The 12658-nt window shown below is 42.1% G+C and carries 11 protein-coding genes; 6 read left to right on the top strand and 5 right to left on the bottom strand.

Features of this window, described 5'->3' with window-relative positions:
* Nucleotides 1-31: 31 nt before the first annotated feature.
* On the top strand, nucleotides 32-1063 hold the full coding sequence (locus AC4PM4_RS06070) for a ketopantoate reductase family protein (RefSeq protein WP_079693822.1): 1032 nt from the start codon (nucleotides 32-34) through the stop codon (nucleotides 1061-1063).
* Between the two features lie 192 nt (nucleotides 1064-1255).
* Here the strand turns inward: AC4PM4_RS06070 and AC4PM4_RS06065 are convergent, their stop codons facing one another.
* Nucleotides 1256-2218, bottom strand: coding sequence for a helix-turn-helix transcriptional regulator (locus AC4PM4_RS06065; protein ID WP_079693821.1), 963 nt, complete (start codon nucleotides 2216-2218; stop codon nucleotides 1256-1258).
* Between the two features lie 106 nt (nucleotides 2219-2324).
* Here AC4PM4_RS06065 and AC4PM4_RS06060 point away from each other — a divergent pair, with 106 nt between their 5' ends.
* Complete coding sequence (locus AC4PM4_RS06060; protein WP_063562670.1) at nucleotides 2325-2804, top strand: GyrI-like domain-containing protein; 480 nt, start codon at nucleotides 2325-2327, stop codon at nucleotides 2802-2804.
* Nucleotides 2805-2822: 18 nt separating this feature from the next.
* Nucleotides 2823-3287, top strand: a complete 465-nt coding sequence (locus AC4PM4_RS06055; RefSeq protein ID WP_064637420.1) for a DUF8821 family protein — start codon at nucleotides 2823-2825, stop codon at nucleotides 3285-3287.
* Nucleotides 3288-3374: 87 nt separating this feature from the next.
* Here AC4PM4_RS06055 and AC4PM4_RS06050 read toward each other — a convergent pair whose 3' ends face one another.
* The gene (locus AC4PM4_RS06050; RefSeq protein ID WP_491613022.1) at nucleotides 3375-4250 is read right to left on the bottom strand and encodes a LysR family transcriptional regulator; all 876 of its coding nucleotides are present in this window, start codon (nucleotides 4248-4250) and stop codon (nucleotides 3375-3377) included.
* Nucleotides 4251-4382: 132 nt separating this feature from the next.
* Between AC4PM4_RS06050 and AC4PM4_RS06045 the strand changes: the two genes are divergently transcribed.
* Nucleotides 4383-5456 (top strand): NAD(P)H-dependent flavin oxidoreductase, encoded by a 1074-nt coding sequence (locus AC4PM4_RS06045; protein ID WP_491613021.1) that lies wholly within the window; start codon nucleotides 4383-4385, stop codon nucleotides 5454-5456.
* Nucleotides 5457-5462: 6 nt separating this feature from the next.
* Here the strand turns inward: AC4PM4_RS06045 and AC4PM4_RS06040 are convergent, their stop codons facing one another.
* The 3 genes from AC4PM4_RS06040 to AC4PM4_RS06030 form a co-directional block, all read right to left on the bottom strand.
* Entirely contained in the window at nucleotides 5463-5990 is a 528-nt protein-coding gene (locus tag AC4PM4_RS06040; protein ID WP_400345374.1) for a DinB family protein, read from the bottom strand.
* A gap of 145 nt (nucleotides 5991-6135) precedes the next feature.
* Complete coding sequence (locus AC4PM4_RS06035; protein ID WP_491613019.1) at nucleotides 6136-8091, bottom strand: ATP-dependent DNA helicase; 1956 nt, start codon at nucleotides 8089-8091, stop codon at nucleotides 6136-6138.
* 318 nt (nucleotides 8092-8409) lie between these two features.
* Nucleotides 8410-8976, bottom strand: a complete 567-nt coding sequence (locus tag AC4PM4_RS06030; RefSeq protein WP_491613018.1) for a GNAT family N-acetyltransferase — start codon at nucleotides 8974-8976, stop codon at nucleotides 8410-8412.
* A 198-nt stretch (nucleotides 8977-9174) separates the two neighbouring features.
* On the opposite strand from AC4PM4_RS06030, the gene AC4PM4_RS06025 reads away from it, so the two are divergent.
* Together AC4PM4_RS06025 and AC4PM4_RS06020 are read left to right on the top strand one after the other, a co-directional pair.
* Nucleotides 9175-10797, top strand: a complete 1623-nt coding sequence (locus AC4PM4_RS06025; RefSeq protein WP_177031139.1) for a helix-turn-helix domain-containing protein — start codon at nucleotides 9175-9177, stop codon at nucleotides 10795-10797.
* Between the two features lie 22 nt (nucleotides 10798-10819).
* Nucleotides 10820-12562, top strand: a complete 1743-nt coding sequence (locus AC4PM4_RS06020) for a cache domain-containing sensor histidine kinase (protein ID WP_072733175.1) — start codon at nucleotides 10820-10822, stop codon at nucleotides 12560-12562.
* Nucleotides 12563-12658 lie beyond the last annotated feature (96 nt).

The following is a 12658-nucleotide window of genomic DNA, read 5'->3' as shown; positions in this document are numbered from 1 at the left end:
CAATCAAACATAAAAGGTAGGGGAATTCCATATGAGAATTGCAATTTTAGGAGCAGGTTCCTTAGGAACCATCGCTGGTGCATATATTGCTGCCGGCGGACAAAATGTAGAGTTGATCGATGTCTATCAAGCACATGTTGATGCATTAAACCAGACAGGGGCCCAAATTACTGGCACTACGGATTTCCAGGCAAAGGTGACTGCCATTACTCCTGAGGATATGTCAGGAACATATGATTTAATCTTGCTTTTAACTAAACAGCTATATAACGAGTCTGTCCTTCAAGATCTGTTGCCGTTTTTAAACGACCAAAGTGTTGTGCTTTCCTTGCAGAACGGTATCCCTGAAGAGAAGGTGGCTTCCATTGTTGGCCGAGAACGGGTAATTGCCGGATCTGTTGAATTTGGTGCTACGTTTATTGAACCAGGAGTATCAAGACTTACAACAGAGTTTAGCCGCTTTAAGCAGTATGCTTTTCAAATTGGTGAATTAAATGGTGAAACAACCGAAAGAATTCAACAGATCAAATCTATACTAGACCTTGTGGGTGGAACACATATTTCCGATAATCTGGTGGGCACGAAGTGGTCTAAATTGCTTATTAACAATGCTTTTAGCGGCCTATCTGCATCACTAAATGTGGAATATGGTGTCGTGCTTGACCATGATATTAGTATTGTGAGTGCCGTCCTTATTGCCGATGAAACGATCAAAGTTGGACACGCAAATGGTGTGAAATTTGCCACGATGAGTGGCTTTGATATTGAATCTTTGGAAATACAAAGTGAAGAGGATATCCCGGAACGAATTAAAACACTTCGGGTTCTCATGGAGTCGTCCAGACTGTTAAAAGCAAGCATGCTACAGGATCTCGAAAAGCAACGGAAGACCGAAATTGATTATATCAATGGAGTAGTTCCGCGCTCAGCTTCAGGCAAACAAATCTCAACACCTTATAATGATATGGTTGTAAGATTAGTCAAACAAGCTGAAGAATCTCAAACTGTGCCTAATTTCGAGACTAATATTAAGTTCTTTGAAGAGCTTAACAATAACAGATGATATAACCGAGTATGTAGATCGCCAAGAAAACGTGTTGAGGATATAATTCCTCAATGCGTTTTTTTTATCGCTAAATTGTTACCTTAAAGCTTAGGGGAATTGGGATAATGTCCCATAGTAGATCTCAGTAGAAACAGCAGATAATAAAAACACGGCCATGCTCAAAGTTATTTGGTATTAACTATCCACTACTTACGGGCAATAAAAGCTTAATCTCTCTTGTACACCTGCTAAGATTTCTTCTGGCATCTCCTTGATCTTGATATCTCCACCTAAGAAAAGTAACCAATTGGTTATTTCGGTTAATTCTTCTGCATGATGAACATTGATGAAGGTCTTTATAACGGCTGTGGTTTGGTAAGGGTTCGTATAAGAAAGTGAAAGCTTTAAAGGATGGTATTTCTTGAATTGGCCAATCGCTTTTGGACCCAGTTCAAGGACAAGGTTAATCATTTCCTCCTGCTTACTTAGTTGTTCTAAAATCTTTTTCTTACTTAACTTTTTTTTCACAGGGAATAATTCTATATGGGTGAGATTATCGACAGATAAAATCCGTCTCTTTTCTTCCTCTAAGTCAAAGCCTTCAATGAGCCATAGGCTTTTTTCACGATAAAGGTGCAAAAGATAAATGGGATAAGACTTTATTTCCATCTCTTCTTGAACGGTAACCAACAGATAGTTCTCTATAAGAAGAAGCTGTATGAGTTTTTCCAACATAGGGTGGGGCAGGTCTGACAGATCAAGCAAGTCGGGATTATGGGGGTTGGTTCCTTCAAAAAGCAATATTTGATTTAAAAGAACAAGGTCATCTTGCTGATTTTCGGAGATGAGGCCCAGTAACTTTTCGGTTAAAGTTTGACGACTCTTCAGATAAGGAAGTTGTTGATTTCGGGTTGCCATAAAGGCGAGAAAAAGAGCTTTGATTTCATTATCTGTAAAGCGGACCGTAGGCAGGACAGAGTTGTTCATGACAAAATAACCCCCATCCCTCCCAACTTCAGCCACAAGCGGCATACCCATAGCTTCAATTTCTCGGATATCTCGAATAGCGGTCGAACGAGAGATGTTAAATTCCCGCATGATTTCGGAAATGGTAAAGTGGGCGCGGTTATTGATATACCTCATGATGATATTGATCCGTTCAACTTTTTTCATGGGTCCCCCTAAACAGTATCATAATTTGACATGATTTAAGGTTATTATAAACCCATCAAGTGAAAAGACAAATCCATTGATAAATTTAAAGAGGACGGTGTTAGGAATGAGTAATTACAATATTGAGGAAAAAGACAGCTTTATCGTTTTAGGTATAGGAACTGAGCTTAAGAGCCACTACACCGACTTTGCTGGTATTAACAAAGAAAAGGTGGATTTTTGGTCGGCTGTGAAAGAAGATGGAAGCCTGGATGCTTTAAAAGCTATAGCGACAAATGACTATATTTTTGCCGTGAACGAAGCGGTGAATAACAAGATGATGCATTATGCGGGCGTCATGACAGAAGAAACACTGCCAGAAGCAACTAGAGTAATCCAATTCCCCAAGGGAGAATACCTGGTCGTTAAAGGGGAAGGGACAACATCTGATGAGTTGAGTAATAACCTTACTGGCGTTGCATTCGGACAAGTTCTACCAGCGGAAACGAATTATGCATATGTTGGTGGGCCAAATACTACGGTCGAGATGGGACAACAAAACGGTTTGTTATTTGGTGAAATATGGATTCCTGTTGTTAGGAAATAAGGTGAAGGAGAGATCGGAATGTCATATATCGTTGATTTTAAAAATGTGTCTACAGTCGGTCTAGAGTCCTCACCAGTAGCAGCAGCGCTTGCAGGTTTGCGTGCAAATGAAGCCCGTTATTTTATGAACAAATATAAGCATGAATTTACGGTTGTTCCTGCTAGCGAAAGTCAGGACACCCTTGACTATGTAACACGAATTTTGAAGGAAGAACGTGATATTGAGTTTGCAGCCAAGCCCTTGGAAACGTCGGCTTTTCAAGTGGAGAACATTCGATTCTCCTACGTCTTTTATGAAGATGGTCTTGGACTCAATGTCATGTATACGGTGGATGACCCTAAGAAGCGGGCCGTGGGTTTTAAGCTTTCTGAGGGGATGGAAGTTCCAGCGGAGTTAGAAGGCAAGTTTAAGTTTGCCAGACAGAAATCTAAGTTAGCTGGAACCATTCGGGGCTCATTTTTTGTAATCAAGAGAGAGTATTGAAGTGGGCAAAAGTGCATGTGGAAGAAGCTGAGCATAGCCCCATTGAAAGTCGCTGTATTAGCGGCTTTTTTTGTTTTATCTGTGCAACTAGCTTTGGAGAATCTCTTTCTTGGTTTCATCTAAAAAAGCAGATAGCGCCGGTGTAATGAGGGTGTCTTTTCGTTTAATAAACATGGTCGTTACTGAAGAATACTTCTCCGGTAAGGAGTGGCAGGTTACCTTGTCACGGACTTCATAATCCGCAATGATGGAATAAGGCAGTAAAGTAATACCCATACCAGCACTAACACAAGCAATTATCGTTTCGAGGGTTCCAAATTCCATTAATTTCACAGGCAATAATCCTTCTTCTTGCAGGAGAGTGTTAAGTTTGGCTCGGTATGAACATCCTTTGGGAAAAACCAGCATCGTATGATTTTGTAAATCATGGATCGATTGTATCAAGGGATGTTTGGGTGAAGTGACAAGAACAAGTTTCTCATTGATGACTTTGTCCTGCGTGAGATCTGCGTGTTCTATCGGACCGGAAACAAAAGCTCCATGCAGTTCATAATGCAGAACTCCATGAAGCAGCTTTTCTGTTGGCCCTGTAACTAAAGAGAAATCAACATTCGGATATTTCAAATGATATTGCGCGAACACGGAAGGCAGCCGGACCGCTGCAGTTGTTTCCATAGAACCGATAACCAGAGGACCTGAAGGAATGGAGCTGCTTCCTACTGCGGCTTTGGCTTCGTTAATGGTATGTAGAATCTTTTCGGCGTAACCGACTAAAATTTGTCCTGAAGGAGTAAGTGTAACTCCCTTTTTGTGACGGTAAAATAATGCGGTCTGAAGATCGGCCTCTAACTGTTGAATTTTGTTTGTAACATTGGACTGAGCATAATTTAGTTTTTTCGCTGTTTTGGAAATACTTCCTTCTTGAGCGGTTTGAATGAAAATCTCCAGTAAGTGAATATCCAAGTTGACCCTCCTTTAGAAAACAATCTATCTGAAATCATGATATGTAACATCTGATTTACGGATTATACAAGATGGATAAACTCGATGTAAACTATAAAGAATGGAATCTGAATTGATGGGGAGGAAACCTCGATGTCTATTCAATTAAACAATAAGCTCTGTGAAAGCTTCAATATTCGTTATCCAATCGTTCTTGCGGGGATGGCCGGTATTGCAAACATGGCACCCCTAGTCGCTGCGGTTTCTAATGCAGGTGGGTTAGGGACGTTAGGCGCTGCGTATATGAGTCCTGAGGAACTAAGAGGCGACATACACGAGATCAAAAAACGGACGCAAGCACCGTTTGCCGTAAATATTTTTGCTCATGTTGGACCGGATCATTATGCGAATTTTGATGCGGTAAACGAAGAGTTGACCCCGATTCGAGAATTCTTGGGTGTGAAGCAGCGTGCTCAAGATGAAATACGTACACCCAATCATTTTGAAGAACAGTTTGACATCTTGTTGGACGAAAAAGTTCCGATTATTAGTACAACGTTTGGATTACTTTCCGAGCATCATATGCAGAAGGCAAAATCGTTAGGCATCAAAATTATGAGTAAGGTCACCACGGTAGAGGAAGCTATTCAAGCGGAGATGCGCGGATGTGATGTCATTGTTGCTCAAGGTAGTGAAGCAGGAGGGCATCGAGGAACTTTTGATGTATCATCTCAGCTCAGTGGAGCAAATATCGGAACCATAGCACTTGTCCCACAAATTGTAGATCATGTCCATATTCCAGTCCTTGCGGCAGGCGGAATTATGGATGGTAGAGGGCTGGTGGCTTCACTTGCTTTGGGAGCACAAGGGGTGCAAATGGGGACTCGTTTCTTGACATCAGTTGAGTCTGGTGCACATGAGGTATATAAACGTGCGTTGCTTGATAGCACAGAGGAAAGCACTGTAATTACAAATGCCTTTTCTGGACGGCCAGCGCGTGGCATCAAGAACGACTTTATACAGCATTGGGAAGCATCCAGTATTAAGCCGCTAACCTTTCCTACCCAAAATACATTAACTCGCGAGATCAGGAATGCTTCTGCTAAGCAAAATAATCCCGAGTATATGGCCCTTTGGGCAGGTCAGGGAACGAGAATGTTAACAGATAACCAATCTGCAAGCGATATCATTAATCAAATGGTAGAAGAAGCCAGAGCTATCATTTAGTAGTGATTATAATTTCACATCCAGCGAATAGCGATCGTGAAGTACTGACAAATGGTGGAGCTCATGTCCAGCCATAACAAATGCGATCGATCGAGCTGAAGCAGGATTATCACTGACGATCCCTCTACAGAGCCAAGCTTCTGGTGTGAGGCGACGGAGCATAAGAATGGTTGAGCGGCGTGTGACGGCATATTCTTCGTTCAGATCGGCTGCGGTATACGCATTGAAAGGATGGCTCTGCATAAGCACGTCCTGATCGTAGCCGGGATGATTCGCTTTGTCGCCTCTGGCGATGCGAAGCAGTCGGCCGCTCATGATACGTTCGTTATCCAAAAGGTGGCCAATGACCTCCTTCACGCTCCATTTGCCTTCGGCGTAACGATAATTTGCTTGCTCCTCTGTTAATGAAGAAAGCAAAGTTTGTACGATGTTGGCCTGCTGCTCTAACTGTTCGATGATGTTCCCTTCAGGAACAAGCTGGATGTACCCTTCATAAAAAGCTGCATACTCCGCTGTAGTCGGTCTTTCAACCATGTAAATGCCTCCTTTGGGATTCTTAGATCTGGAATATATTGTAGCATATATCTTACTTCAAGCATTGAATAGGCCCCTCTACTTTATTGGTGGAAGGGCCTATTTCATGTGATTTGCACAGTTTTATGGTTGGGCTGTTCCACTTTCAATCCGTACATCGTATCCCTTTTTGTTGAACAAATTTCTCCAAAGTCGAAAAATCCTCAGTCACTTCTTTGAATGGCAGCGTATCCAGCACCTGTTCCCGATAACTCTTTTTTGCCGCTGCGCTGAGACGGGAGTCGAGTATGCTGAGTATGCCAAGATCCGTTTCACTGCGAATCAAGCGTCCCGTTCCTTGCCTTAACCGGAGAAGCATATCCGGTACAAACACCTCCATGAACGAATTCTTCGTTACAGATGCCTTATATTCATAAATAGGATCCGAAGGAACAGGGAAGGGCAGCCGGAAAATAATGACCTGTGACAGGTCAGAACCCTCGATATTCACGCCTTCCCAGAATACACCGGTACCCAGGAGCACACCTTTGCTTTTCCTGAATTCGGCGATGACACTGTCCTGGGAAGATCCTTCTTTTTGAACATGAACTGACCCTTTATATTCATCAGGCCTTGAAATCAGCTTCTTATGAATGAACTTCATGTCTTCCTTTGCTGAAAAAAGGACGATTGTTCTTCCTTGTGTTAAATTACATAGTTGAACCAATTCGTTGTAGGCTGCTTCAAGATAGTCTTCACGCTGGTCATGGTGGTAATATGGAACTTTGTTGGAGATGTACATCATGGTATGGTTGGTGTAATCAAAAGGGGAGGATTTTCGATCCATAAAATCCCCCTTATAACCGAGGGAGTGCGTCAAATAAGAGTATTGTTCCTCCAGCGTATCCCCGCCTTGGCACAGCGTTGCCGACGTTAGGATAACAGGCGCTTTGCCATTAAATAAAGCATACTTCAGAAATTGGCTTATATCTTTGGGACAGATGCTGATCGTGGCTACTCCCAAGGGACTGCTTGCCCATATGAGATAGTTATCCTCTATTTCAGCCAAAACATGGATGAGGGTAATAAGCCCGTTTATGGCTTCGAAAGCGTCATCAATCTCCCGTTCGTGGCGGGAGGTCAAAATGGAAAGGCGAAGACTGAGATCTTTCAAATCGTTTGAGACTTGATATAACGGTATTCCTTTGATCTCCGACACTTTTATACGGTCGCTATCCTGCTTGGCATGGTGGAGCAGATCCGCATTTATCTGTTGGAAGATGCGTTCAATACATTTTTTTATAAGCTTGGATTGTGAGAAGAGACTTTTATCCCCGGACTGCTTCGTTAGAAGCTGTACAGTATTATCCAGAATGCGGCTGATTCCCCGATAAGTGAACTCAAGCGTTCTGGCATCTCGAACTTTTGCTTCCAGATTATGCGCTTCATCAATGACGATCAGAGCCGGCTGTTCTGAGATGATACTCTTGGTTCCTTCTTTTTTCTTCATCAAATCCCGTATGAGCAGGTCCTGGTTCACAATAATAAAATCAATCTCATGAGCCTTTGCATTTAATTTAGCTCTCATATCGTAAAACAAGCACGCATTTTTATGATGGCAACGTTCAAATTTGCAATCATTTACGGAAAAGTTGGACCATTCGGCATCACTAATTCCAGCTTTAATATCCGCTCTTTCATCAATTTCAAAATCTAAAATGCGCTGGGCAAGGGTAGACAGTGAGGAGTTCGGATTATCAGGCCTGCTCCATTCCGCGGCCCTACTTCGGCACGCATACTGCCCCATACCTTTCCCAACGACAGAGCGAACTGTTGTGAAGCCCAACCTGCTACCAATGACTCTTAAATCTTTATGTATCTGTTCCGAAAGCTGAATGGAGGATGTAGCTATAATGACCGGTTTCTGGGACATTTGATTGATGAGCAGGCTCGGTATCAGGTAGCCAAAAGACTTACCGATTCCAACACCAGCTTCAATCATGGCGTTATGCCCGTAGATATAAGCATCGGCTATATCGAGAGACATTTCTTGCTGCCCGATTCGCTCTCTAAGACCAATTCGAGGGAACCGATCATAGATTCGGAAGATGGCGTTAACCAAAGATCGTTCGATTTCCTTTTTTGATTCCCGTTTATTTATCTTATAGAGATCATTTAACCAGTTAATAACGAGCGCCCCCCTTCCAAATGAAAGATCCTCTTGTAGGAATTTTTTAGTCAAACTGTAATTATCTTAGATACTGAGATAACAGTCAAGTGTTCATAAGGAAGCGGTGGAAGGTAAGCAACCAGCCAATTGGTCAGATACGAAAAAACATTGGGCCGAATAAGACGAAGACAGTAATATGAAGACAAGGAGAAGAGCGAACAGGGCACACCAGTGCTTTGTTCGCTCTTCTTAATCAACGGTTGGAATTGATTAATTGAAATTCTTATAATAAACCAAATGATCTGTCCACTCATCGTTTTCGTGTATGAAACCTTTGCGAACACATTCAAATTCCATGCCTACACTTTCCGCAAGTTTCATAGAAGATATATTATCCATATTAATATGGGCTTCTATACGGTGGAATTTTAGTTGTTCAAATGCAATAAGAAGAGCTTCATTCACGGCTTCTTTGCCGTAGCCTTTTCTCCAATACTGATTATGGATGGTATATCCGAAGCTTGCCCATTGAAAATCCGCTCTTGCTAAAGTCGCAATATCAATCATACCCAGATGTGTACCATCTTCCTTTCTAAATACACCAAATACATAAACGGCATCTGTACGCGCTAACTCTTGATGTCGATCTACAAGATGATGAAACCAATCCGGTGTACATTCAGTCATATCCATTTTCCCTTTATCGTGGCGGTGTTGGGAGGGAAAACGGTTTTCAAATGCATTTAACCAATTTTCATAGTCGTCTTTCTTTAAAGGTCTTATTACTAACCGTTCTGTCTCTGAAATATAATCAAATTGTTCTGCATTCAATCCCAAGTGACATCTCCTCTGAATTATCTTTTTTCATTTACATCATTAAGCAATCCAAGTTTATCATAGGATACATCTGTTGAGAACAAGAACGAAAGGGACATCCATTTGATTAGAAATCACAATTAATAGGGCGGCTAGACATCTTTGCAATAAACGGTTTAATGGTAAAATAGTGAAAATGGTTCATGTTGGAGGATGCTCATGTATAAACTGATGATCGTAGAGGATGAACTGCTCATGCGGGTTGGAATTCGTTCCATGCTAAACTGGGAAGACTACAATTTCTATGTTGCGGGAGAAGCGGGGAACGGGAAGGAAGCGTTGGAACTCGCGCTAGAAGTGACCCCTGATCTAATTATTACCGATATCAAGATGCCGATCATGGATGGGTTAGAGCTCATACAAGAGGCATCTTGTTTATTGAAAACCTGTAAATATGTCATCCTGAGCAATTTTGACGAATTCCATTATGTAAAAGAGGCACTGAAGCTTGGGGCTGTAGACTACTTGATTAAAAGTGAGATTACAGAAACCTCTCTAGTTGATCTTCTTATCACCATTGAAGAGAAATTAAAAAGTGAACGTGACACTAAGACCAACGTACCATTTATGACACACGACTATTTCAAGAGCCTGAGACATCTAAAGGATAGCTTTTTCCAAGATGTTGTAAGCGGATTCATAAATGAAAAGGATATGGTTCCCAAAGCTGAAGAAATGCATTTCCGTATACGATCAGACAAGTTGGTCGTCATCCAGTTTATTGTGGACTATTACGAGGAAGCGAAGAGGAAATATGTCGAGAAGGGGGAAAAACTACTTCGATTCTCTATTCTGAATATTATGGAAGAGATCATTCCATCCAAATGGGAGAAAGAGATTTTCGTGGAAAGCTCCTCTGAATATTGGGTTATTGTCAATGTTCTTCCTGGGAGTGAGTCTGTACAAGCTGATCTAAACAAACTATGTAATAAGCTTCTGTCTTCAATCAAAGATTTTATGAATCTGTCACTCTCAGCGGGTGTAAGTACAATCGTTTCCGATTTCCATGGCATAAGACAGGCATGTCGAGAAGCGGAATTCGCCCTAAGGCAAAGTTTCTTTAAAGGCAGCAACCAGATACTGTACTACGCGGACGTGATTCAAGCTCCAGCTCGGAGAGAAGTGAATGGAATGCTCAGTCCGGAGCAAGAACGAGATTTCCTCAAATTATGGGTGAGTAAAGATAACAAAAAGGCGGAGGAATTCCTTGAAGAAATTCGCTCTGATCTGGAGGTGCAACGAGCAGATGAGAGCAGTATTCGCAAGCAATATATCATGGTGATGGAAACCATACACTCCCATCTCTCACGAGTTACTGAAAGAGGCAAGCTTTCATTTACCGAGAGATCGCCTTACGAAATCGTTTTGAGAGGAGAGTATTGGGAGGATATTCACCAAGATATGCTGGCTCATATCGCGTATTACTTTAAAACCGATTCCCAAATCATGCAGGAACGTTCCTACACAGACCTCGCCATTGAGTTAATGGACAAGTATTATGCTGAGGATATTTCGTTGCATAGTATTGCTAGCCAGATCAGTGTCAATCCTTCGTATCTTAGCCGATTGTTTAAGCAGGAAAAAGGAGAGAACTTCATCGCATACCTGACACGAGTTCGGATTGAACATGCCAAGGCTTACCTATTGAGCAGGGAACTGAGAGTATATGAAATCGCTGACAAGGTGGGCTACCATAATTACACGTACTTCAGTAAGATTTTCAAAAAATCGGTAGGATTCACTCCTGAGGAATATCGAGATCGACAGCAGGGACTCATGTAATCCGTGAATAGAGGTGCAGCATATGAAGCATGCCCGGCTCTTACCAATCAAGTACAAAATCATGGTGATATGTATAACTGTCATCATTCTTCCAGTACTTGTGATGACGATTAGTTCGTATTACTCTTCTGAGCGATTACTGGCACAGAATTATACAAATCTGCTCAACGATCTGGCCAAGCAGACGAATATTCGCATTGACGAGTTCCTAAAGGAGATTGAGAAGATCACACTGCTTGCCAGTAATGGACTTAGCGATAATTTATCCGCAACCCATGAAGGAAGCTTTCCGATCCAGGATTTCCTGCGAGAGGGTGATGAACAAAATGAGATTGCCGCATACAATATTTTGATGAATTATATCATGATGAAGGATCGCGTATTTTCCATCTACCTCTATAATTTGAACGGGGGACAAGATCTCTTCGTCAGTCCTAACCAGCCTATTGACCCGGACTTCAAAGTGGCGAACGAATTGTGGTTTAAAAAGTTCATGCATGATAATGATCGAACCATCACGTTGACAACCCGAATCGATGAGCAATTGGAGAATAAAATTCTGGCAGTTTCACACGCTCGTAAAATTCATGATGTGGCTAGCGGGGAACTGCTTGGCGTGATTGTCGTCAGCATTGATATAAAGTTCATCGAAATCGTTAATCGTAACTTGCAGGAAGGGCTACGTTCCAGGTTCATGATTGTCGATGAGAATGACAAAATTGTTTATAACGTAGATGACCGCTTAATTGGTACATTGTTCCGGGACAACGTTCGTCCTCCCGAATCATTAAATGTTGTGGTGACCAGTCCACTTAGTCAGCAGAAATGGACTACTTACTTATACATGCCTTTGGATGAGCTGACTGCCGACGGCAAAATATTAGGGCATAATCTGGTTACACTGTCCATTGTCCTGGTTCTTTTTGCTGCCATTATTTCGATTTTTCTATCTCATGTCATCACCACCCCCATCAAGAAGCTGCTGCGCAATATCTCGTTGGTCGAGAAGGGGCAGTTTGAACAAGTTGAACATATTCGTTCTCGCGATGAGATTGGGCACTTATCAGTTCGATTTAACAAGATGTCACATGAATTGAAGCGTATGGTTGAGCGGATGCAACAGGAAGAAATAGAGAAGGCAAAGGCCGAGATGCGTGCGCTTCACGACCAGATCAAGCCTCATTTTCTGTATAATACTCTGGGTTCAGTGAAATGGATCGCCTCCATGCAGCAGGCTGACAAAATCGTGGAAATGACCGATGCATTAATCTCGATGCTTCGTTATGCAACTAGATCCGATGGAACCCTCGTAACGATTCGTGAAGAAATAGATAATATAGCGAATTACGTGACGATCCAGAATGTCAGGTACTACGACTGTATTCAAATGAAATATGAGATTGAGGATAGACTGCTCGATTATCGTATGCCCAAAATGATTCTGCAGCCCATTGTGGAGAATGCAATCTTTCACGGTCTGGCCGAACTTGAAGAAGACGGAGTCATTACCATTCGGATTCAATCACGGGGCAGAGATATTGTGATTGAAGTCTGCGATAATGGCATTGGTATGGATCAACATACGATCCAGAACTTTATGGAAGATAAGCTCGAAGCAGACAAAGGAACAGGCATCGGCCTGCATAATGTGCAGCGGCGTATTCAACTTCATTTTGGCAAGCCTTATGGAATACAGGTGGCTAGTCAGATTGGAGAAGGTACGACTTTTACCATTCTGCTACCTGCCATCAAAGAAACACTGTAGTCATAGAAATTATCATGCAAACGTTTACAATGTTAGAACGATTCCAAGTATATTTCGTAGGTTAAACACACGCAAAGAGCTTGCAGGATTAACTGC

Source organism: Paenibacillus sp. MDV22-iso6 (assembly GCF_058408365.1).
This window is presented reverse-complemented; position numbering and strand designations above follow the sequence as displayed.

What these genes read in the sequence shown, in the direction of transcription:
- AC4PM4_RS06020 (WP_072733175.1), top strand. Translation starts at nt 10,820, where the DNA reads ATGAAGCATGCCCGGCTCTTACCAATCAAGTACAAAATCATGGTGATA.
- AC4PM4_RS06060 (WP_063562670.1), top strand. Translation starts at nt 2,325, where the DNA reads ATGAGTAATTACAATATTGAGGAAAAAGACAGCTTTATCGTTTTAGGT.
- AC4PM4_RS06070 (WP_079693822.1), top strand. Translation starts at nt 32, where the DNA reads ATGAGAATTGCAATTTTAGGAGCAGGTTCCTTAGGAACCATCGCTGGT.
- AC4PM4_RS06045 (WP_491613021.1), top strand. Translation starts at nt 4,383, where the DNA reads ATGTCTATTCAATTAAACAATAAGCTCTGTGAAAGCTTCAATATTCGT.
- AC4PM4_RS06055 (WP_064637420.1), top strand. Translation starts at nt 2,823, where the DNA reads ATGTCATATATCGTTGATTTTAAAAATGTGTCTACAGTCGGTCTAGAG.
- AC4PM4_RS06065 (WP_079693821.1), bottom strand. Translation starts at nt 2,218, where the DNA reads ATGAAAAAAGTTGAACGGATCAATATCATCATGAGGTATATCAATAAC.
- AC4PM4_RS06040 (WP_400345374.1), bottom strand. Translation starts at nt 5,990, where the DNA reads ATGGTTGAAAGACCGACTACAGCGGAGTATGCAGCTTTTTATGAAGGG.
- AC4PM4_RS06025 (WP_177031139.1), top strand. Translation starts at nt 9,175, where the DNA reads ATGTATAAACTGATGATCGTAGAGGATGAACTGCTCATGCGGGTTGGA.